Consider the following 21,590-nt stretch of genomic DNA (forward strand, 5'->3'; position numbering starts at 1 on the left):
TTTTAGCCACTGAATTGCCAGGGAGATGACGATGCTTATTCGAGTGGGTTACGAAATTGCCGTGGAAGTGACATCTCCAACAGCTGTATACACATATCTGAACGTTCACCCTGAGCAACAAACCAACATTGTTTGGTCAAATGCACAGCAGAGCTTTGGTACGCGTCACGTAGACGTTCACGGAAATGAATTGCATCGCCACACTTTAGCGCTTGGTGAAACGGTTCTCACTTATGACGCAATTGTCGAAAACGATGGTCATCCCGATGTTTTTAATAATAATGCCCAACAGGTAGATCCGGCCAATTTGCCCTCTGAATGCCTCCCGTATCTGCTTGGCAGCAGATATTGTGAAACGGATCGCATGTCGCAAATCGCATGGACCCGTTTCGGGCATTACAATTCGGGAGCTGACAGGGTTCGTGCGATTTGCGATTTCGTTAATTCCCATTTGAATTTCTCTTACGGATACGCTCGATCAACCCGAACCGCACTTGAAGCTTATAATGAGCGGGTTGGTGTGTGCAGGGATTTCGCGCATCTAGCCATTACATTTTGTCGGGCGCTCAACATCCCGGCGCGTTATGCAAACGGCTTTATGGGCGATATTGGCGTACCTGCTGATCCCTCGCCAATGGATTATAATGCGTGGGTCGAAGTTTATCTCGACGGACAGTGGTTTACGGTTGATGCGCGACATAACCAGCCAAGGATCGGTCGAATTCTCGTAGCGCGTGGCAGAGACGCCAGCGATATTCCGCTATTTTCAACTTTTGGACCCCACCAGCTCAACAGATTCGAAGTCTGGACTGAAGAATACAAAGGTCTGCAGTCAAATATCAGTAACTACACTCGTCCTTTGCGTTTAACGTCCGCACGATATGGACCAGCTGGGCGATCCCCTCATGACCTGGGCGTCAGTCACTTCAGCACTGCTCTTATTTGAAAGTAAGACTTTTAATGCCATTTGATGAGATGCTTAAGCAGGGCGAGGGTGTGCGCCAACCATATGAATTTCTCAAACAATGGCTCGACGAACAGGATCAGCATAAACTTCTGCAAAAGACGCAGGATGCCGAGAGCGTTTTTCGCAAAACCGGCATTACCTTTGCAGTCTATGGCGACCAGGATGCGGCTGAGCGGTTAATCCCGTTTGATATTATTCCGCGTATTATTTCCGGTCAGGAATGGCGCAAGCTTTCGCAAGGCATCGAGCAGCGTGTTATGGCGCTCAACGCATTTCTTGATGATATTTATCACCGTCAGGAGATCGTGCGGGCAGGGCGTATTCCGAAAGAGCTGATTGTCAACAATGAGGCTTTTCTGCCTGAAATGATCGGCTTTCGCCCACCGGGCAATGTCTACACGCACATTATTGGCGTCGATATTGTGCGCACGGCTGAAAACCAGTTTTATGTGCTGGAAGACAATGCGCGCACGCCGTCCGGTGTTTCCTACATGTTGGAAAACCGCGAAACGATGATGCAGCTCTTTCCGGAGCTGTTTCAGAATGTCAAAGTGCGTCCGGTCGAGAACTATCCGCAACTGCTGCGCCAATCTTTGGCAAGTGTTGCACCACCCGGAACGCAAGGTGTGCCAACAGTCGCTGTTCTGACACCGGGTATTTATAATTCAGCCTATTTTGAACATGCATTTTTGGCTGATCAGATGGGTGTTGAACTGGTTGAGGGGAGCGATCTGCGTGTTGTCGATGGTCGTGTCGCCATGCGCACGACAAAAGGCTATCGCACGATTGATGTTCTTTATCGCCGCGTTGACGATGATTATCTCGACCCACTGACATTCAGACCGGATTCAACGCTTGGCGTTCCGGGTATTATGGATGTTTATCGGGCTGGCAACATCACGATCGCGAATGCACCGGGAACAGGCATTGCTGATGACAAGGCGATCTATTCCTATATGCCTGAGATCATCGAGTTCTATACCGGGCGCAAAGCAATTCTAGAAAATGTGCCGACATGGCGCTGCTCAGAACCGGATAGCCTCGCTTATGTGCTCGACAATCTGGCCGATCTTGTCGTTAAGGAAGTGCACGGATCGGGAGGCTATGGCATGCTGGTCGGTCCTGCGGCAACCAAAGCAGAACGCGATGCGTTTGCGTTGAAGCTGAAAGCGCGTCCACGTAATTACATAGCGCAGCCGACACTCGCACTTTCAACCACGCCGATCTTCACTGAAAGCGGCCTCGCACCACGCCATGTCGATCTCAGGCCATTTGTGCTGGTCTCTGATCGTATTCGGATTACCCCCGGCGGCTTGACACGTGTGGCACTGAAAGAAGGTTCGCTTGTCGTGAATTCCAGTCAGGGTGGCGGCACCAAGGACACCTGGGTTCTCGACGACTAAAGCATGTCGCGGAAAAGTGGAAACTGCCTTCGCGGGCAAATCAGTTCACTGGACTGATTTCTTATCCCGCTTCGATCCGATAACGATATGCTCTAAATTACATCACACGCAGCAACTGACGCAAAGATCAGAGCGTGCAAAGGGGAATGAACTTATGCTTCTTGGCCGTACGGCAAACGGGCTTTACTGGATGTTTCGCTACATTGAACGTGCCGAAAATATGGCGCGTCTGGTCGATGCGGGACTGCGTATGGCACTGACAAAAACATCGGATGCACCGGAAGAATGGTCTTCCGTCGTGGTTTCGGCTGGCGCAAGTCAGTCATTTTCAGCAAAACATCAGGCTTATAATGCTGCTAATGTCGCTGACTTCCTGCTGCGCGATATGGATAATCCTTCCAGCGTGATGTCTTGCATGGAAACAGCACGCTCCAATGGGCGTATGGTGCGAACTGCACTCACGCGCGAGGCATGGGAAAGCATCAACGAAGCGTGGATGGTCCTTAAAAAATCATTATGCAAGCCACTCAAAGAAGCAGACCTGCCGCCACTGCTTGATCAGATCAAGCGTGAGACAGCACTGATCCGCGGCGCGTTTCACGGAACGATGTTGCGCAATGAGATTTTCGATTTTGCGGGTCTCGGTACATTTATTGAACGTGCCGATAACACGGCACGCATTCTTGACGTAAAATATTATGTGCTGCTGCCTGCGGTGTCCTATGTTGGAACAACGCTTGACAACTATCAGTGGGAGTCAATCCTGCGATCCGTGTCTGCACATCGATCTTATCGTTGGGTCTATGATGGCGATTATCGTCCGGCGCACGTTGCGGATTATCTTATTTTGAATGGTCGTATGCCGCGCTCGCTCAATCATTGCTACCAGAGTATCAACGGGCATTTGAATTTCCTCGCCAAGGACTATGGCGATAGCGATGTATGCCATCAGACGGCTGACAAGATTTACGCAACACTACAAAATCAGGACATCAGCGCTATTTTTGACATAGGCCTGCATGAATTTCTGACAGAGTTCATTGCGCGTAACAACCGGCTCGGCAACGAGATCGCGGAAACCTATAACTTCTATTGAGGTGATTGCTTGTTGCTCAATATTCGGCACGTTTCCCATTATCGCTACGAAAATCCGGTTCCTTATGCGGTTCAGCGCCTGCGCCTGCGCCCGCCGACACTTCCCGGTCAGCTCGTTAAACATTGGGAATTGAAGATAGAAGGCGGAGAGCCGGAAGTCTCCTATATCGATGGTTTCGGCAACAAAACCGACCTTGTTCAGCACGTGCGCAATATCACTGAAATCATCATCACTGCCAGCGGTAGCGTTGATGTGGAAGACCGCGTTGGCGTTCTTGGACCAGTTTATGGATACGCTCCTCTGTGGTTGTTTGAGCGCGAAACGCAATTGACACTTCCGGGAGAACGCATCCGAGCGCTGGCGGCAGATTTAAGCGTCAATCAGGAACGTTTGGCCTTGCTGCACGATTTGATGGGAAAGGTTCACACGGCCGTGGAGTATGTGCCCGGTACGACGAGCGTTGCGACCAATGCCGAAAGCGCACTGGAAGCAGGGAAGGGCGTTTGTCAGGATCACAGCCAAATCTTCTTGTCTGCCGCGCGGCTGCTGAAAATTCCGGCGCGCTATGTTTCGGGCTATCTGCTGATGGAAGGCACCGATGAGCAGACGGCCAGCCATGCTTGGGCCGAGGCACATGTCGATGGTCTGGGCTGGGTGGGATTTGATGCGGCGAACAATGTCTGTCCCAATGATCGCTATGTGCGTCTTGCGACGGGTTTAGATTATCGCGATGCAGCACCAATTTCCGGTGTAAGGCTTGGAGGAGCGGTTGAAAGTCTTGCAGTCCACATCAATGTAGGGCAGTGATTTTGGGCTTTGTGCCAGCTCTGGATCCTCGTCGTTGGAAAGGTCGAATTCCGCGTTTTCGACGCCGGTCGAGCCCTCGCGGATCAGGACGTTACTCCTGGTCTTCACATCGGCGTCCGTCCGCAGCTTCGATAGCCATGTCGGGATATCGGAGCCGTAGAGATAGAGCACAAATTCGCTGCCGAACGAGAGGTAATGCGTATGTCCCCGCAAGTTGAGGGAGCTCGCCCCGCCGACATGGAACTCATGCCGCATGAGCCAGACGGCTGAGAGGAGAGGTATCTTGCGGCCTCTGACAGCTTCTGGATTGGTATCTGAGGAGAATGGGTGACGGTAAACGCCTGCCGTGACCGGTTCGAGCCAGCCCTGCTTGAGATAGCCTGACACGGATTGTCGCGAGATAGCATGGCGGGCCATCCACCTCGAGTCCACCAGGAAGCCGGGAGGATGAAACTTTATGATGCGTCAAGCTTCGCGCTCCGCCAACTACTACTATTGTTGATGGATATTGCTGTTGCACACTTACCAACACTATGCTGATCTCGTGCGATTGCTCGGCATTTGGCATTCCTAGAGCTTAACGATACTAAAGATTTCTATGTCGGGGGTGCGGATAAAAACTTGGACTGGTTTTACGTCACAATGCCAAGACTGTTTCGATATTCGATTGGGCTTCGAGCGCCAGGTGATATCTTGATCCGCGTCTCGCTGTACCATCGACTCTGGCTATCAACTTCTTTGATAAAATGCTCGATCGTGCTTGACCTCCAATCACGCAGGTAAAAGAGCTCCGTTTTCAGTCTGTCGAAGAGCCCTCGCATGCAGCGTTATCTGGGGAGCGCGCCCTGCGGGACATTAAGCGCACCAGCTTCGCATCACTGATCATCGTTACCTGAGTGACGGCATCACTGCCATGCCAGACCCTAATTTCAAAGTCTCGTTCAGCCGGAAATTCTGACAACAAAGAGGACTGAAACCAATGGTTTCAGTCCTCTTATTTTTTTAGCGCCGAGAGAATTTAACTGGTGCCGTAATTGTCTTGTTGGCATCCGGCGGAGGTGCTGGAACAGGCGAAGCGCGTTGAACCAGTGACAAAACTTCGCTGTCTAGCTCCGGCCATCCCGAAGACCTGGCGAGTGATGCCGACAATACCCTTCCGCTATCATCAATGCGGAAACGAACGTAAACGACGCCTTCTTCCCCGCGTGATTTCGCAGCGGAAGGATATTTTTTGCGACGTTCGAGATGAGCCATCAGGCGTGATTGCCAGCGCGCTGGTGTCATCGAAGATGCGAATAAGCCGGATGCCGATTGACGGGCTGCATTGCGGTTTGTCTGTGCCACCTGCGCCTGTGCCTTGACCGACTGCTTTGACGACGCCTGCTCTTGCTGGCGCTGTTTGACGGGCGTCTTCTTAGGCTCTTCCTTCTTTACGACTTCCTTTTTAACGGGGGGCTTCTTCTCAATCTCTTTTTTGGTCTCCGGAGGCTTCGGCTTGGCTCTCGGCAGAGGAACTTCAACATTTTCGAGTTGCGTCAGTTCTTCTTCTGGCTGCATTTCTTCCGGCTCAACCGGCGTTGGCTCTTTTTGAACAATTTCTTCTTCTTGAACTTCCGGCTCTTCTACGGGGTCTTCGACTTTCTCCGCAGGTGCACTTGCATCAGCCGTTTCTTGATCAGGAGAAATTTCGTTTTCCTCCGTGGTCGTGGCTTCCGGTGTTTCGGCCAGTTCAATCATGATTGCTGCCGGAGGCGTATCGTCCGCCATTGCCATTTCCGGCTCACGCATCAGCCACATCACAGCTGCAACATGAACCGAAAGCACCACAAGACATGCTCCCGCCCAAAGTGCTAACTCGCTCACGCCACCACGCAGATCGTGGTTGTCGCTATTGCCGTTCATGACAGCTCCGCCCATACAGGCATCTCAACGACCTTCTCTTTACGGCGAAAATGTGAAAGCATTTGCCCGTGATTGATCATGCTAAGCAGATCACAATCAAGACATGCAAGGCGTCCATCTTCTGTCTGGAAAGCAAGATCGGCAATTGTAAAATCATCAAAAGCAGAAACAAATGACCGCTGTGCAGCTTGCAACAAATGCCCAAAGGCAGACCCTGCATTACTGTCTTTTTCTGCTTCAATAGGATTGTCGAAACCCGGCTGCATCAAACGCAGCACGGTTCCAACATTGATGGCACGGGGCTCACAAGCAAGCCGAATGCCGCCCCCGCGCCCCCGCGTTCCGACCAGAAAGCCGTGATGAATGAGATCCGAGACGATCTGCGCTGCATGATCCTTCGTCGTGCCCGTTGCTTCTGCAGCCTCACGTGTCGTGACAGCTTGGCGGCCCAAATTGCGGGCGCAGAGAACGAGCAATTCAATCGAAAGTTCGGCTTGTCTGGTAAATCGCATCACATGAATCTTTTCTGGTGTGACCCTTTTCAGAAACATGACCCCATCAGATTGGGGCCATTACGATATGTGAGGATTAAGCGAATATTTCACGCACCAGTGCATGAACGCGACGGAAAGCAGCTTCTGCTCCCGCAACAACACGTTCTTCTTCAGTTTCGGTGAGGTCAATTTCGTCCAGTGCTGCGGTAAATGTACGCCATTGCAAGCCACGACCTTCAGGCGCGCCAGCGAGATGGCGTGCGCCAAACTCTTCTGTCAGTTCGAGCTTCAGTGCTTCTTTGAGTAGGAAAGCAGCGCCGAGGTTGGAACCTTCAGCAACATAAAGCCAGCCAAGCGCAGTTGGCAGATCGATTTCAGTACCTTCTGCAAAAGCAGGTGCTGCTTCAGGTGCAGGTAGTTCAAACCCAAGGTCATTAAGATCCTGACCAACCTGTTCGAAACGGCGACGACCCTTCAGATCTGGGAGCAACGCATCAAGAGCGGCATCATCGTAAAGAGCATTGATATCGCGGTGGAACTGATACTGCACCTGCACAAACATTGCATAGCGCTCACGATTGGAAAATGGTTTGCCGGCCATGATGCTCTGATCAAGGCGTTCATGCCTTCCTGTGGTCCGCGCCTTTAAACGTTTCGAGCGGGGAAGAGCAACGGGTTGCTCAGGTACGGCGGCATCAGTCATATCGTGTGTCCCTGTTATCTGGCATGTCTTCGGTTCGAACCGGACATTGACCTCTCTGTTTATTAAGACGTTTGAGCGCCCCATTTTTTGCAATGCCGAGGCGAAAAAAACGGCTCGGCAAAAAATGTTGCACATTTTGGTACTAGAAGTGGAAGTTAAGGCCTAACTTAACTGTATGCGTGTCCAGGGAGTTGGATGACTTGCGGCCATTCACGACATTTGAACTACCAGTTTGAGGAACGTATTCCATAATTGGTTGTTCCATCGGTTCACAGAACACACCGCCTAATACCTCACAGTTCCATGGATCGACCGGAATAATCTCCGTACCAACTTGCACAGGCTGATAGTAATCCAAGCCGGTGCCGGACCGGGCATTATCAAAACTGAAGCTTTTATTACCAAAGCGACTGTAAGTGTAATCGGCAGAAATTGACCATCGATCGTTGATTGCATATTCAGCGCCGCCACCAACGGTCAGACCCGTGCGTACACCAGAATCTTTTTCTATGAAAAACAGTGTGTTCTTAGAATAAGAAACTTCATCAAAGCGATACTGGTCGCGTGACATTTTTTGATGTGCGAAGGCGACACCGGCTGTTCCGTAAACCATCCAGCGATTATCAAACGCGTAGCCGAGACGCCCACGGATGGAGCCTTTCCAATCGAGTTCATAATTCGTGTTGGATTGAATGCCAGCAATATCGTTGCGCGGGCCAATCCACTCTGGTTCCATATAGGTGAGGTTTGATCCCTTCATGCGAATTTTGCTGACGTCAGCTTCCACGCCGAAAACGACGCGATTTTTAAACTGATAGTTATAGCCAGCCTGAACACCAAACATCGCGGAGTTACCGATGCCGTGATCAAAGGATTCGCTGCTGGATATCGGATCAGTCGTTCCATCCAGTGCTGTCGTTGTTGACGACGTGCTGCCTGAATTCATCCCAGTATGAACGCCGCCATAAAAGCCGGTCCAGTTGATTGCATTTGCTCCGCCCTGCGTGCGGGAGAATGGCGAGAGCTGCGCTAAACGCTGGTCGCCACCAAAATTACTGGTCAGACCTGCATAGAATGTGCGTCCCGGACCAGGCTGGTTTACCAGGCCAAGCGGGTCGACATAATATTGGTCGGTCAGGTTTTCGACACGGAATGTCGCTGTGAGGCTGTCATTGACCTTATATTCCGCAAACACATCGACCAGCGTGTACGGATCCCATTTCGTCTGTGCGATAAACTGGCTCGCACCGACCGCCGTCACATCACCGTGACCAATTGCACGCTTACCAATGTAGGAAACACGACCGCCCAATGTCAGCCGGTCTTCCAGCATCTTCTGCGACAGGGTTAGATCGACACTGTATTTAGGCGGCACCTGATTGGTGGCATAATCGCCATAAAGCGACTTCTCTCCGCATGTATTTGATGTGCGGCAGAATTCTACGCCAAGATAGTAATTGGCTGACAAGTCTGCGGTAAATCCACCAGCTTCATAGCGGCTTGAAAACTCAAGGCCAGAGAAACGTGCGCGGTCAATATTATAAACCTGCATACCAGTGAACGAAAATTCGCCTGCAGAATTGTAAAACTCTCGATAAGCACGCGCGATGTAGTTTTTAACGTCCCAGTTAAAGTAGCTCAACTTGACCATGCCACGGTCATCACCTCCAAGCAGGCCTTCCTTGGTGAAGTTGGCACCAACCTCCCAGTTGCTGGAACGCTCAGGTTCAAGCATAGCATTTGGAATAACCGTAAAGGCTGAAACTGACTCAAACATGCTCGGATAACGCAGCGCGTTTGAGTAGTTGACATAGAGCTGGCTTCCGTCAAACGGCTCGACAGTTACGCCAACCGAAGGGCTTAGGCCACCTGAATCACGTTTTGGTTCCGGGTTGAGCTGTTCTACACTGTTGGCTTCTGTGCGGCGATCGTTCGACCAATAATGCGAATAGCGCAAGCCTGTATTCAGTGTCAGCCAATCAACCGGCTTATAGGCTGCCTTAGTGAACAGACCAAGTTCATCACGATCAGCATCGCGCAGGTTGAGCCAGCCTTCAAGCTCATTGGTGTGCTTGCTCGGGCGCGTATCTTCGTTGAGATAAGAAATACCGTAATTCAGATCGAGGTCACCATAGTCTCCCAGTGAAAATTTGGATGTGTTGGTGACATCCCAACCCCACATGACCGTATCCGATCCAGTTCGGAAGTTTTTTGGTAGGCCAACAGATTCTGACGTTGGAAATGTGCTGCCGCGGCGCGGATTGCGCAATTGGAGCTTTGTGATCCAGAGATTGGAGCGCAGGTCAATCAGATCATTGTCATCTGGATCCCAGCTGTAACGTAGTGTGCCGGTATCAAGCGTAGAGCCAGAGGTAACTTCCTGCTGTGTCGGTTGTGTTTTATCACTGGTAAAGCGCGATGCCAGCAGATCACCTGCCTCGCCACGAAAACCTGTGTATCCAAGCTTGAGCGTATGACCGCCATCAAAACGCAATGTTGTCTTGGTCAGGAATGATTTGGTTTCAAGCTGTGTGTTGAGAACTTCTTCGCCAGCACGATAGTTTGTGAGCCCACCGTTTTCGAGATAGTTCGGCCAGTTCTGACACCATGTTCCGGTGGTGTTACAAACTGATCTTGGACCAGTATCCACTGGATCTGCCGCCGGGCCGTTCTTACCAGCATGATAATTGCCGCGCTTTCGATAAGCATAGCCGGCAAAGAAATCATAATTTTCTTCTTTGATTGCCGCGATAATGCTTGCTGAGCCATTGGTTGGCTTCAGGAAGGAAGGCCTATCCATCCCGTCGGGCGATCCAATCGCAACAGGCGCAGCTGAAGGTGAATTTGGCCACTTATACCCGCCCAGTGCACCTGCCTGAGGCGTGGAGGAGTTGCCGCCAAACTCGCCTTTGACGCGCATACCCCAACCGTCACCCTCTTTAACAATATCATCGGCATCAAGGGTACGGATCGCGACACTGCCAGCAATGCCGCGTGATGATGCGTCCGATCCCTTATTGATGTCGACGCCTGCGATCAGGTCAGGATCGATATAGGTGCGGTTGGATAGGCCCTGATAACCTTGATAGACGGTGACACTGTTTTCAGCGCCATCGATGGTGGTCGCAACACGCCCCATGCCCTGCATGCCGCGAATATTAACGTCAATCGAACCCGCACCATTGCGTGCCTCACCAGACATCACACCCGGCGTGCCACGGAAAATATCGGCCGGGCTTGAGCCACGAAAACGCTCAATGGTTTGAGCGGAAATATAATTGGTTGGTGCTGCGGTATAATAAGGGGCGTCAGCTGGCGTGATACCCGCACCACCAGAAACAGTAATCGTATCGAGAAGCGTTGTACCGTCAGCTGATAATGGAGCTTGCGCCGCTGCTGATTGATCACCCAAAGCAACGGTATTTGTTCCGGTGAAGCGATAGGAAATACCTGAACCGGACAGCAGACGCGCAAGTGCGTCCTGGCGTGACATCGTGCCCGAAACGGCTAGTGCCTGTTTTGATGCTGCAATCTGCGGCTGGTATGTGACCTGCATGCCTGCTTGTCGGCCAAAACTGGCAAGCGACGCAGCGAGCGACCCAGCGGGTATGTTGAATGAAATCTGCTGTGAAGTCTGCGCTTCAGCCTGAACAGATGTGGAAAGGGAGAGTGCGTAAACACACACAGATCCCATCAATGCAGCTGTCAGAACCCGTGTTCCGAAACGTCGCGCAGCACTTTTATTAACCCGAAGCCCCATCGCTCAACCACTCCAATACCCAGAACGTCGTGCGCCTTCGTGGACGCATCAAATACGCTCTAATCCCTCGAATCTACGCATCGTTCTCTCCTAAACCGGGATCGATTTTGGCTGACGCAGTAGTGAAAAGGCGGTTGTATGGCAGCGGCTAACTTCCGACCCTGATGTTTAAAACGAGCAGGGTTTCAAAATTTTCTCCCCCCATAAAAAAATAAATTCATTAAATTGAGGAAACGATAGTGAGCCATGGTGAGACCTGTCGCACGCGGCCACCATACGGCTCAACAACGGCTTCCAGAGCGGCGGCAGGATTGTTCAGATCGAATACACCACTGATGCGCTGAGCACCAAAACTGGACTGTGCCAATAAGACCCTGCCTGATTGCCAGCGTGCAATACGTGCGACTACAGAGGCAATTGTATCACGTTCAGCAACGAGTAAACCCTGTCGCCATGCCGCGATTTGCGAGGCATCTCGGTTGCCCCGTTCAAAATTGTGCGTTTGTTCATTAAACGATAGCCAATCGCCTTGCCCGAGCGGTGTGGGCGCATCATTTGCGCCTGTTGGCCTGATTGCAACCAGTCCATGATCAACCGACACGGTGAGATAACCCGCATCATTGCTCACATCAAAAGCCGTCCCAACAGCCGTCGCTGTAAGATCACCCGTCTGCACATTAAACGGACGCGCAGGGTCTGACTTCACATCGAAGAATGCCATTCCAGCAAGAAGCTCTACCCGGCGTTCGCTTTCGCCAAACTGCAAACGGATTGCCGTATCTGGGCCAAGCGTTACCTGACTGCCGTCAGAAAGAGATACGTCCTTTAGCTGAGCTGACGTCGTCATGAAATCAGCCTGTGCTTGCAAGATCAGCTGCGGTCCAAACAATGCTCCGGCCGCAATAACGGCAAGGCCTGCTGCGCTGCCTGTTAGCAAAGAGCGTCGTGATATTTTTGACGATGTGGCGCGACGCTGGTCACGCATGACCTTGCCTGTCATGCCGTAAATTTCCATGGCTTCACGCCAGGCGACTTCGTGATCAGGACTGCGTGCGCGCCATCGACTGACGAGCTCAAGCGTAACGGGATTGTCAGGGTCTTCCTGAATGCGCATGACAATATCGAGAGCTTCCTCGAAAAGCCTTTCGTCCTGCGAAATTTTCTCATCCATGAAGCATTAGTCCTTTTGTCCAGCTGGTTCGCTTGCTGAACGGCTTTAGAAAATCAACTCGTACAAGCTATAACGATTAAGAGAGAGAAATTTTCTGTCCCAGAGCACATCCCGAATAACGGAAACCGGTTTTCGGAAAAAGATATGCGTAATAAAAAAGAGCCAGAGCATTTCGTCTGATGCAAATCAGGCATCCTCTCGCTTTAATAAGAAGGATTGTCTTCGTTTAAGCGAGAACGCAAATGCATATATCCGCGTTTGATCAAGGTCCATGTCCGGGATACTGACAGGCTGAGTTCGCCAGCGACCTCGGTTATGGTTTTTTCGTCGAGACGGTGTAATTCAAAGGCGCGGCGCGTCTGTTCAGGCAATTCAAGCAATGCCTTTTCAATAATAGCAAGTCGCTGCCGATCATAAACAATCGTTTCCGGTGTCGGTGTACTATCCGCCAGCCGCCGCCATTCCTCATCCGGCATGTTGACAAATTCAACGATGCGCTCGCGTCGATAAAGGTCGATTGAGAGATTGCGTGCAACCTGATGAAGATATGCGCGAGAATTATGCTCTCTGGCCGACGGCGTGGCAGACATCAAACGTATAAATGTATCTTGTGTGAGATCGGCCGCCGTTTCCGCATTGTGTCCTCTGCGCCGAAAAAAGCGATTAAGCTCTCGCGCATGACTCTGGAAAAGGCTTTTCAGGTTCCACATCAATAGAACTCATTCGGAATATACGTGATGCCGATCAAGCGGCCGAGCTTGGAGTGTCGCCCACCGAATTGGCAGCTTCATGCTGCTCAATTATCTCTTAGTCTTATATATGATTACAATAGTCAACTTAATATTACAGGCTCGTTTAGATGGAATTCCACAATCGGAAGCGGACGTCCAAACAGCCGGCCTTGGCTAATTGCATCTCGATGAAGTTTTAGAACATAATCGGCTTTTTCTGTTGCTTAGGCGCTTTCAACCACGAGCTTTAGCTCAAGTGGGCGACAATATTGCAAATATTCTCGACGATCTGTGCACGCATAGCCTACGTTTGGCTTGCACCCCGACCCGAAAACCTGCGGATGGCCTTGTAGGCTTTGGAGAGGGACGTGCCACCGTTGAAAACGAGGTCATGGCCGAGCGTCGTCCCACAGAGGGTCTGCAGAGCCCGGACGACCCATGCGTCCTTTTCCAGAAGATGGATTGGCCGCCCGGCCTTCTCTGCAGCGATCGCAAGAACATCTCTCCGATCGTCTCATGAGAGCTGCAAAAACTGTTCAGCCATGGGCGGCCTTTCCTACGCTGCGGGCAAGCCAGCTGGGAAACTGGGGGGTAGCCGCGACGAGTTCGCTGAACGCCTCGGCGGAAAGCTTCTGCTTGATGCTCAGAAGTGCCTCTTCTGCCTTTTCAGGACCAAGCCATGCAAGCGCGCGGACTGCAAGGCCGGCAGGCTTGTTCCCCAGGGCGAGCTGCCAGCGCGGGACGTGCTTCAGCTCGACAGTCTGGCTTCCGACCGTCATGGTTCGGCTCCGGCCGGATGTGAAATAGATGGACCAGATCGGCACCTGAGTGGACAGCCCCAGCGAGTTTGCAGCCGCAGCACCATTTGAAACGATCACCTCACCGCGCTGGTGCGCAACCGCTTCTATGGCCTGGTCTACCGTCGGGGATCGGATACCGAAGCGGCTTTTGATCGCCTTCAGATAGACCCCACGACCTGCCCGTACGAGCTCGCCGCGTTCATGCAGACGTGACAATGCCTGGTCTACCGCGGCACGATTTCCCAAATGCAGGAAGACCTTTGCCGAAAGCGCCGTTCCCTCGGGCAGCTGCCCGGCGTGAGCCATGATCTGTGTTGTTAGTCTTTGCATAACAATTCTCCTGTCAGAAATATAGACAGTTTTCTGACACTCTGGAATCTGATGGTCCCGGTCTTTTCAATTTAAGGAAAGTCTGAATAGGAGAATTTTCACTTCCCCGTTCCATGAATGACAAGGCTATATCCATGATTCTCTTCGTGAATCGTGTTTAAGCAGCCAATTCACGACTGTGGACGGTAGAATCCGCCCGCTTGACTCTTTCTGGCTTTAGGAACAAAAAGGGAACATCTTCGTCCCTTTGGACATGAAAACCTAAAACGCGAGCCTGAGGAGGTCCGTGAACGATGTCACGCGCCCATACTCCTCGGATGATCGAGGACTTGAGAAACAGGATTGCTCACCTTGAGGGATCGGCGAACCGCAAGGCCGCGGTCTTGCCATTCGGCGTAGCCGAGATCGACAGGCACCTCCCCGGCGGAGGGCTTGCTTTCGGTGCGTTGCACGAGGTTGCCGGAGGAGGGGCGGGGACCGTCGATGGCGCCGCCGCCGCCCTGTTCGTCGCTGGCGTCGCGGCGCGCTCGAAAGGCAAGGTTCTCTGGTGCCTGACGCGACCGGATCTGTTTTTCCCGGCGATCTCGCAGGCAGGCCTGCATCCCGATCGCGTCATCTTCTGCGAGGCCGATAAGGAGGAGGATGTCCTGGCTTCGATGGAGGAGGGGCTTGCCTTCGGCGGGCTCGGCGCTGTCGTGGGCGAACTGGTCCGGTTGCCGATGACGGCCTCACGGCGCCTGCAGCTCGCCGCCGAGAAGACCGGTACGGTGGGGCTGGCGCTCCGCCGCTGGCGCCGGCAGACCGAAGCCTCCGATTACGGCCAGCCGACGGCATCGACGACCAGGTGGCGGGTCAGCGTCCTGCCGTCCGACCCCTTACCCGTCGCCGGCGTCGGACGCGCGCGCTGGCTGGCCGAGCTGATGCGCGTCAAAGCGGGCGAGTGTGCCGAGTTCGAAATTGGAGCCTGTGATGCCCAGGGCCGTATCTGTCTTCTTCCCGTATCTGCCGACGGAGCGCATCCGGCGCACCGGTGGGGACAGCGTGCCGGCTGACCAGCCGCTTGTCGTCGTCTCAAAATCCGGCGCCAAGCGCTGGCTTTCCGCCGTCGAACCGCAGGCCATCAAACTTGGGCTGCGCGTCGGCATGCCGGCCAGCAAGGCGCAGGCGCTTGTCTCCAACCTCGTGATGTTCGATGCGGATTTGGCTGCAGATGCGGCGGCACTGGAACGCCTGGTGCTCTGGGCACTTCGCCAATATAGCCCTGTCGTTGCCGTCGATGGCACCGACGGGCTGATCCTCGACACCGAAGGTGCCGATCATTTGCGCGGCGGGGAATTGCCGCTTATCGCCAGCTTCGTCAATTCGCTGCGGGCCAAGGGCCTGACCGCGCGGGCGGCCGTCGCCGACACCTGGGGTGCCGCGCATGCGATTGCCCGCATGCGGCGGGCCGAGACCAGTATCATCGCGGCTGGTGAGATCGCAGGGGCAGTTACTGGCCTGCCGATCCAGTGCCTCCGGCTGCCCATCGACACGATCGAGGCGTTGCGTGTGCTCGGCGTCGAGACTGTCGGTGAACTGTCGGCCATGCCGCGCCCGCCGCTGACCCTGCGCTTCGGCCCGGAAGTCGGGCGGAGGCTCGATCAGATGTTCGGTCGGCTCTCCGAGCCGATCGAGCCTTTGCGGACCCCGGCGCTTGTCGAGGTCGCCCGCAACTTTCAGGAGCCGATCGGCGCGGCGGAGACGATCGCCAAATATGTCCGGCGGCTGGTCTCCCAGCTGACGGAAAAACTTGAGGCGCGCGGCCTCGGTGTCCGGCGCTCGGACCTCATCATCCACCGCGTTGACAATACCCGCCAGTCGATCCGCGCCGGCCTCGCCAAGCCGGTGCGCGATCCGGCACGCCTGTCGAAGCTCATCTGTGACCGGATCGAGGCGATCGATCCGGGCTTCGGCATCGAGCGGATGGTACTGGTCGCGATCATGGCCGAGCCGCTGGAAGAAAAGCAGGCCACCTCCTCTCTGATCGAGGAAGAGGTCATCGATGTCACCCCGCTCGTCGATATCCTCGGCAATCGCGGCCAGCGCCTCTATAGGGTGACGCCGATCGCCTCGGATGTGCCGGAGCGGTCGATCGCGCGTATCGCGCCGACGGCCGCAGAAACTGGCGCCGACTGGGCGGCCAAATGGCCGCGCCCCACCCGGTTGCTCGCCATTCCCGATCCGATCGAGGTGATGAACGTGCTTCCCGACCATCCGCCAGCCGTCTTCACCTGGCGCGGCAAGCGCCGGCGAGTGAGGCGCGCTGACGGACCGGAGCGCATCTTCGGCGAATGGTGGATTCGTCCGGCTGAGAAGCAGGCGGTCCGGGACTACTTTGTTGTCGAGGACGAGCGGGGTGAACGCTACTGGGTGTTTCGCACCGGCGATGGCGTCCACATGGAGACCGGCGCGCATCGGTGGTTCCTGCATGGAGTTTTCGGATGAGATATGCCGAACTTCAAGTAACCAGCCACTTCTCCTTCTTGCGCGGTGCCAGTTCCGCACCGGAACTGTTCGAGACAGCGGCTGCACTCGGGATCGAGGCGCTCGGTATCGTCGATCGCAATAGCTTGGCCGGTATCGTACGCGCCTGGGAGGCGGCGCGGGCGACCGGGATCCGGCTTGTCGTCGGCTGCCGACTTGATCTGACCGACGGCATGTCGCTCCTCGTTTATCCGACCGATCGACCGGCCTATTCACGGCTGACCCGGCTTCTCTCACTCGGTAAGGGCAGGGGCGGAAAGGGCCGCTGCATTCTCGATCTGACCGATGTCGAAGCCTATAGCGACGGCCTGATCGCCATTCTCGTGCCCGACGAGGCTGACGATACCTATGCCGGACAGTTGCGGAAGATCGCGGCGATCTTCGGCGATCGCGCCTATGTTAGCCTGTGCCTGCGCCGGCGTCCCAATGATCAACTGCGCCTCCACAATCTCTCAAACCTCGCCGCGCGCCACAAAGTGAAGACCGTCGTCACCAATGACGTGCTCTTCCATGAACCGGGCCGCCGTCAGATGCAGGATATCGTTACCTGCATCCGCAATCATACGACAATCGACGATGTCGTCTTCGACCGCGAACGCCATGCCGACCGGTTTTTGAAGGCGCCGGAAGAGATACACCGGCTCTTTCCTGAATATCCCGAGGCGCTTGCCCGCTCCCGCGAAATCGTCGAGCGCTGCCGCTTCGACATGTCCCAGCTGCAATATCAGTATCCGGAAGAAGCGATCGTGCCCGGCCTCGATGCCCAGCAGTCGCTGACGAAGTTCACATGGGAAGGGGCGGCCGACCGCTATCCCGAAGGCATTCCCGACAAGGTCCGCAAAGCCATTCTGCATGAGCTTGAACTCATCCGCGAGATGCGATACGCGCCTTATTTCCTCACCGTCTATTCGATCGTCCGCTTCGCTCGCTCGAAGGACATCCTCTGCCAGGGTCGCGGCTCAGCGGCCAATTCCGCCGTCTGTTATTGCCTCGGCATCACCTCGATCAATCCGGAGACCTCGGACCTTCTCTTCGAACGCTTTGTCAGCCGGGAACGCGACGAGCCGCCGGACATCGACGTCGATTTCGAACACAACAGGCGCGAAGAGGTGATCCAATGGATCTATAAGACCTATGGCCGGTCGCGCTCGGCGCTCTGCTGCACCGTCCTGCGCTACCAGACCAAAGGGGCCATGAAGGATGTCGGCAAGGCGCTCGGCCTGCCGGAAGACCTGATCACCCAGCTTCTTTGCGGCGTCTGGGGTTTCAGCCGCGAAGCGATCGGTGAAAAGCAGCTGAAGGACAACAACCTCAACGCCACCGATTACCGGTTGCGCCTGGCACTCGAACTCTCCGCCGAGCTGATCGGCACGCCCCGCCATCTCGGCCAGCATCCCGGCGGCTTTGTCCTGACCCAGGACCGGCTCGACGATCTCGTGCCGATCGAGCCTGCAGCCATGGACGATCGGCAGGTGGTGGAATGGGACAAGGACGATATTGAAGTCCTCAAATTCATGAAAATGGACGTGCTCGGCCTTGGCATGCTCTCCTGCATGGCCCGCGCCTTTGATCTTCTGGCCGAACACAAGAACCTGCCCATGGGTCTTGCCGATGTCGAGCAGGAGGATCCAATGACCTATGCGATGATCCGCAAGGCCGAGACGCTCGGCACATTCCAGATCGAAAGCCGGGCTCAGATGGCAATGCTCCCGCGCCTGAAACCCCGAACCTTCTATGATCTCGTCATTCAGGTTGCGATCGTCCGCCCCGGCCCGATCCAGGGTGACATGGTGCATCCGTATCTGCGCCGACGCGAGGGCAAGGAGGAGCCTTTTTATCCGACGCCTGAACTCGAAGCAGTTCTTTCCAAGACTTTGGGTGTGCCGCTGTTTCAAGAAAGTGCGATGCGGGTTGCGATGGTTTGTGCCGGCTTCACAGCTGGAGAGGCCGACCAGCTGCGCAAATCCATGGCGACTTTCAAGTTCACCGGTGGCGTCAGCAAGTTCAAGGACAAGCTGATCGCCGGCATGTTGAAGAATGGTTACGCCCGCGCATTCGCCGAACAAACTTTTGGCCAGCTCGAAGGCTTCGGCTCCTATGGATTTCCGGAGAGCCATGCCGCAAGCTTTGCGCTGATCGCCTATGCCTCCTGCTGGATCAAGTGCCACCACCCGGATATCTTCTGTGCGGCGCTGATCAATAGCCAGCCCATGGGCTTCTATAGTGTCGCGCAGATCGTTCAGGACGCCCGGAAGAATGGTGTCGAGATCCGGCCCGTCTGCGTAAACGCCTCGCGCTGGGACTGCGTGATGGAGCCGACCGGTCGGGAAGGGCGCTTGGCAGTCCGGCTCGGGATGCGTCTGGTGAAAGGGCTCTCTGAGAATGACACTGCCCGGATCGTTCTCGCCCGCGGCGAGGAGCCGTTCCATTCGGCCGATGACATGTGGCGGCGATCCGGCGTGCCGACAGCAGCGCTGGTCAAGCTGGCCGAAGCAGACGCATTCCTGCCATCCCTTGGCTTGGAGCGCCGGCAGGCGCTCTGGGATATCAAACCGTTGCGCAACGAGCCGCTCGAGCTCTGGGCTGCGGCGGACGCGCGCGACGCGCGGACGGCTTCGGAAGCAATTGAGCCCGATGTTGCCCTGAAATCGATGACCGAGGGCAGGAAGGTCGTCGAGGACTATTCCCATACCGGCCTGACGCTACGCCAACACCCGATGAGTTTCCTGCGACAGGAGTTGCGAGCGAAGCGGATCGTGACCTGCGCCGAAGCCATGTCCGAGCGTGATGGCCGCTGGCTGTGGACAGCCGGACTCGTGCTTGTCCGCCAGCGCCCAGGCTCGGCCAAGGGGGTGATGTTCCTGACGCTTGAGGACGAAACCGGGATCGTCAACTCTGTCGTCTGGCCGTCACTGTTTGAGCGCCAGCGCCGGGTGCTGATGACCGCTTCGATGATGGGGATCCACGGCAAGATCCAACGTGAGGGCGAGGTCGTCCATCTCGTGGCCCAACGGCTGTTCGACTTCTCCGGCGATCTCTCAAGCCTTGGCGAGCGGGACAGTGACTTTCCGGTTCCGCATGGGCGAGGCGACCAGATCAAGCATGGGGCCGGGCCTGATCAGCGCGAGGCCCCGAAGCCGGCGATGCCCATTCGAGATATTTTTATACCGGATCTTCACATCGACACGCTGAAGGTGAAGAGCCGGAATTTTCACTAAAGCAAGAAGTCGCTCATGACGCGACTTTTTGGGCGTGCATAAATGAGAGTGTTGAGTTTCACCAGGATTTAAACCGTATTTCCATTTCGCGTTAGTCCACCCAGATCCGTGGTAGTGAGTTGAACGACAACAGTTTTATTAGGCGTAAGTGGATTACGGCGGAATGGAAAAATGGATCAAACTCAAACGAAAACTAACAGCAGATCACTCGCTCGATAAATATTTTTGCTCTCAGGCTAACGTAACGACACTGCCAGGATTCAGTCTTTGGTTTGGATCAAGCAAATCCCGAACTGAACGCATCAGTTCCATGCGCACTGAGTCAGTACGCAGGTTAAGTTCTGCGGTTAGCTTGCGACCAATGCCATGCTCAGCAGAAAACGTTCCATTGAGCTCATCAACAACATCATGCACGCGTGTCATGATTTCCGAAGTCACGAGCTTCGGGTTTTCAAAGCTGGCCCACTGGTCATGTTTGAAATGCGCAATGAAATGAACATTGCCGTCACCGATATGGGAAACGATGAGAATATACGCATCTGGATGCAGCTCATGAACTGCATCTGTCGCACGCTTAATGAGTTCGGGAACCAGTGCCGGACGAACGGCAATATCGTGCGACAGGCTATGACCTTCGAGCTTATTTGCTTCGGAAACCGAATGCCGCAAATGCCAGATGTCGGCAGCCTGAGCATCGCTTTGCGCGATGAATGCATCTTCAACAATGCCTTCCTCAAATAGCTCGCTAAGCCATTCTTCAAGAGCATTCTGCAGATCAGCTTTGGGATCCGTGCTTCCCAACTCTACCAAAAGTGACCATTCAGGCCGGCTTTCCAGTGGATGGCGAGAGCGCGGTATATGCTGCAAAACGAGGTCAACCTGATTGCCGGACAAAAGCTCAACAGCTTGTACGGCACTGTCAAAGCGGTCTTGTATTCCGATCAAAATTTCGACGGCTGTTTCAAGATTGGGCAACGCAATCCATGCATGGCCTGATGAGCGCAAAACAGGCTGCATACGCAACGCTACAGCGGTGATGACGCCGAGCGTACCTTCTGATCCGATGAATAAGTTTTTCAGATCGTAGCCCGTGTTGTTTTTGCGCAGCGCTTTTAAGTCGCTGAAAATACGCCCATCCGGCAACACGACTTCTATACCGCAAATCAATTCGCGGATTGGACCATAACGCAGAGCGCTTGTGCCACCAGCATTTGTAGCTGCGAGGCCTCCGACTTGCGCGCTGCCCTCACTGCCAAGATGCAGCGGTATACGGCGATCAACGCTTGCAGCGGCATCGTGTCCGGCTGAAAGGGTCACACCAGCTTCCAGCACGATAAGATTGGATGCTTTGTCAATTTCGCGGACACGATCCAAACGACGAAGGCCCAGAACAATTGCGCGGCTTTCTCCTACCGGGATTGCGCCTTGCACCAGGCCCGTATTGCCGCCCTGAGGAACCACGCAACAATGATATTCGGCTGCGATCCGCAATAGTTGCGATACTTCTTCAGTCGTCGCGGGGAAAACAACAGCAAGTGCATTGCCTGTTTCGTAACCACGCCAATCGGTAAGATAAGGCTCAGTATCATGCGCATCCGTCATCACATACTGATCGCCAATCACCTCACGCAGGGTTGCGAGTAATTGATCATGATTATCGGACTTGAATTGCATGGAACTGGCCT

The 21,590-nt window shown here is 54.4% G+C and carries 16 protein-coding genes and 2 pseudogenes; 7 read left to right on the forward strand and 11 right to left on the reverse strand.

Features of this window, described 5'->3' with window-relative positions:
* Positions 1-31 precede the first annotated feature (31 nt).
* From ACOZHT_RS18555 to ACOZHT_RS18570, 4 genes are all read left to right on the forward strand, one after another.
* A complete protein-coding gene (locus tag ACOZHT_RS18555; RefSeq protein ID WP_421566208.1) occupies positions 32-946 on the forward strand; it encodes a transglutaminase-like domain-containing protein in 915 nt (304 codons plus the stop codon).
* Positions 947-960: 14 nt separating this feature from the next.
* A complete protein-coding gene (locus ACOZHT_RS18560; RefSeq protein WP_421566209.1) occupies positions 961-2,370 on the forward strand; it encodes a circularly permuted type 2 ATP-grasp protein in 1,410 nt (469 codons plus the stop codon).
* 154 nt (positions 2,371-2,524) lie between these two features.
* The gene (locus tag ACOZHT_RS18565) at positions 2,525-3,466 is read left to right on the forward strand and encodes an alpha-E domain-containing protein (protein WP_339514309.1); all 942 of its coding nucleotides are present in this window, start codon (positions 2,525-2,527) and stop codon (positions 3,464-3,466) included.
* Positions 3,467-3,475: 9 nt separating this feature from the next.
* The gene (locus ACOZHT_RS18570; protein ID WP_339514308.1) at positions 3,476-4,273 is read left to right on the forward strand and encodes a transglutaminase family protein; all 798 of its coding nucleotides are present in this window, start codon (positions 3,476-3,478) and stop codon (positions 4,271-4,273) included.
* Here ACOZHT_RS18570 and ACOZHT_RS18575 read toward each other — a convergent pair.
* From ACOZHT_RS18575 to ACOZHT_RS18620, 10 genes and pseudogenes are all read right to left on the reverse strand, one after another.
* The gene (locus ACOZHT_RS18575; protein ID WP_421566292.1) at positions 4,184-4,735 is read right to left on the reverse strand and encodes an AbiEi antitoxin N-terminal domain-containing protein; all 552 of its coding nucleotides are present in this window, start codon (positions 4,733-4,735) and stop codon (positions 4,184-4,186) included. The two genes, ACOZHT_RS18570 and ACOZHT_RS18575, sit on opposite strands and share 90 nt — an antisense overlap.
* Positions 4,736-4,905: 170 nt before the next feature.
* Positions 4,906-5,165, reverse strand: a pseudogene (locus ACOZHT_RS18580) (IS3 family transposase); the annotation flags it as partial.
* A 110-nt stretch (positions 5,166-5,275) separates the two neighbouring features.
* Positions 5,276-6,175 (reverse strand): cell envelope integrity protein TolA, encoded by a 900-nt coding sequence (locus ACOZHT_RS18585; protein WP_421566210.1) that lies wholly within the window; start codon positions 6,173-6,175, stop codon positions 5,276-5,278.
* A complete protein-coding gene (locus ACOZHT_RS18590) occupies positions 6,172-6,726 on the reverse strand; it encodes an RrF2 family transcriptional regulator (RefSeq protein ID WP_339514621.1) in 555 nt (184 codons plus the stop codon). Before ACOZHT_RS18590 ends, ACOZHT_RS18585 begins: the two co-directional genes overlap by 4 nt.
* Before the next feature lie 37 nt (positions 6,727-6,763).
* Positions 6,764-7,372: a biliverdin-producing heme oxygenase gene (locus ACOZHT_RS18595; protein ID WP_421566211.1), complete on the reverse strand. Its 609-nt coding sequence runs from the start codon at positions 7,370-7,372 to the stop codon at positions 6,764-6,766.
* 142 nt (positions 7,373-7,514) lie between these two features.
* The gene (locus ACOZHT_RS18600) at positions 7,515-11,132 is read right to left on the reverse strand and encodes a TonB-dependent receptor domain-containing protein (RefSeq protein WP_421566212.1); all 3,618 of its coding nucleotides are present in this window, start codon (positions 11,130-11,132) and stop codon (positions 7,515-7,517) included.
* Between the two features lie 220 nt (positions 11,133-11,352).
* Positions 11,353-12,303 (reverse strand): FecR family protein, encoded by a 951-nt coding sequence (locus tag ACOZHT_RS18605; protein ID WP_339514627.1) that lies wholly within the window; start codon positions 12,301-12,303, stop codon positions 11,353-11,355.
* 203 nt (positions 12,304-12,506) lie between these two features.
* Positions 12,507-13,013 carry an RNA polymerase sigma factor gene (locus tag ACOZHT_RS18610; protein WP_339514629.1) on the reverse strand — a complete coding sequence of 169 codons (507 nt, stop codon included), beginning with the start codon at positions 13,011-13,013 and terminating at the stop codon, positions 12,507-12,509.
* Positions 13,014-13,362: 349 nt separating this feature from the next.
* Positions 13,363-13,524: pseudogene (locus tag ACOZHT_RS18615) on the reverse strand (nucleotidyl transferase AbiEii/AbiGii toxin family protein); the annotation flags it as partial.
* 46 nt (positions 13,525-13,570) lie between these two features.
* Complete coding sequence (locus tag ACOZHT_RS18620; RefSeq protein ID WP_339514631.1) at positions 13,571-14,164, reverse strand: DUF6088 family protein; 594 nt, start codon at positions 14,162-14,164, stop codon at positions 13,571-13,573.
* 293 nt (positions 14,165-14,457) lie between these two features.
* On the opposite strand from ACOZHT_RS18620, the gene ACOZHT_RS18625 reads away from it, so the two are divergent.
* Genes ACOZHT_RS18625 through ACOZHT_RS18635 form a run of 3 tightly spaced genes read left to right on the forward strand, consistent with a single transcriptional unit; the run spans position 14,458 to position 19,905 of the window.
* Positions 14,458-15,216, forward strand: a complete 759-nt coding sequence (locus tag ACOZHT_RS18625; protein WP_339514633.1) for an ImuA family protein — start codon at positions 14,458-14,460, stop codon at positions 15,214-15,216.
* Complete coding sequence (locus ACOZHT_RS18630) at positions 15,134-16,648, forward strand: Y-family DNA polymerase (RefSeq protein WP_421566213.1); 1,515 nt, start codon at positions 15,134-15,136, stop codon at positions 16,646-16,648. The genes ACOZHT_RS18625 and ACOZHT_RS18630 overlap by 83 nt, the downstream gene beginning before the upstream one ends.
* Complete coding sequence (locus ACOZHT_RS18635; protein ID WP_421566214.1) at positions 16,645-19,905, forward strand: error-prone DNA polymerase; 3,261 nt, start codon at positions 16,645-16,647, stop codon at positions 19,903-19,905. Before ACOZHT_RS18630 ends, ACOZHT_RS18635 begins: the two co-directional genes overlap by 4 nt.
* Before the next feature lie 231 nt (positions 19,906-20,136).
* Here the strand turns inward: ACOZHT_RS18635 and ACOZHT_RS18640 are convergent, their stop codons facing one another.
* Positions 20,137-21,579, reverse strand: a complete 1,443-nt coding sequence (locus ACOZHT_RS18640) for an FAD-binding oxidoreductase (protein WP_421566215.1) — start codon at positions 21,577-21,579, stop codon at positions 20,137-20,139.
* Between the last annotated feature and the right edge of the window lie 11 nt (positions 21,580-21,590).

The organism is Ochrobactrum sp. EDr1-4, assembly GCF_049199085.1.
Taxonomy (GTDB): Bacteria; Pseudomonadota; Alphaproteobacteria; order Rhizobiales; family Rhizobiaceae; genus Brucella.

What these genes read in the sequence shown, in the direction of transcription:
- ACOZHT_RS18555 (WP_421566208.1), top strand. Translation starts at nt 32, where the DNA reads ATGCTTATTCGAGTGGGTTACGAAATTGCCGTGGAAGTGACATCTCCA.
- ACOZHT_RS18560 (WP_421566209.1), top strand. Translation starts at nt 961, where the DNA reads ATGCCATTTGATGAGATGCTTAAGCAGGGCGAGGGTGTGCGCCAACCA.
- ACOZHT_RS18565 (WP_339514309.1), top strand. Translation starts at nt 2,525, where the DNA reads ATGCTTCTTGGCCGTACGGCAAACGGGCTTTACTGGATGTTTCGCTAC.
- ACOZHT_RS18585 (WP_421566210.1), bottom strand. Translation starts at nt 6,175, where the DNA reads ATGAACGGCAATAGCGACAACCACGATCTGCGTGGTGGCGTGAGCGAG.
- ACOZHT_RS18590 (WP_339514621.1), bottom strand. Translation starts at nt 6,726, where the DNA reads ATGTTTCTGAAAAGGGTCACACCAGAAAAGATTCATGTGATGCGATTT.
- ACOZHT_RS18595 (WP_421566211.1), bottom strand. Translation starts at nt 7,372, where the DNA reads ATGACTGATGCCGCCGTACCTGAGCAACCCGTTGCTCTTCCCCGCTCG.
- ACOZHT_RS18600 (WP_421566212.1), bottom strand. Translation starts at nt 11,132, where the DNA reads ATGGGGCTTCGGGTTAATAAAAGTGCTGCGCGACGTTTCGGAACACGG.
- ACOZHT_RS18605 (WP_339514627.1), bottom strand. Translation starts at nt 12,303, where the DNA reads ATGGATGAGAAAATTTCGCAGGACGAAAGGCTTTTCGAGGAAGCTCTC.
- ACOZHT_RS18610 (WP_339514629.1), bottom strand. Translation starts at nt 13,013, where the DNA reads ATGTGGAACCTGAAAAGCCTTTTCCAGAGTCATGCGCGAGAGCTTAAT.
- ACOZHT_RS18620 (WP_339514631.1), bottom strand. Translation starts at nt 14,164, where the DNA reads ATGCAAAGACTAACAACACAGATCATGGCTCACGCCGGGCAGCTGCCC.
- ACOZHT_RS18625 (WP_339514633.1), top strand. Translation starts at nt 14,458, where the DNA reads ATGTCACGCGCCCATACTCCTCGGATGATCGAGGACTTGAGAAACAGG.
- ACOZHT_RS18630 (WP_421566213.1), top strand. Translation starts at nt 15,134, where the DNA reads ATGCCCAGGGCCGTATCTGTCTTCTTCCCGTATCTGCCGACGGAGCGC.
- ACOZHT_RS18635 (WP_421566214.1), top strand. Translation starts at nt 16,645, where the DNA reads ATGAGATATGCCGAACTTCAAGTAACCAGCCACTTCTCCTTCTTGCGC.
- ACOZHT_RS18640 (WP_421566215.1), bottom strand. Translation starts at nt 21,579, where the DNA reads ATGCAATTCAAGTCCGATAATCATGATCAATTACTCGCAACCCTGCGT.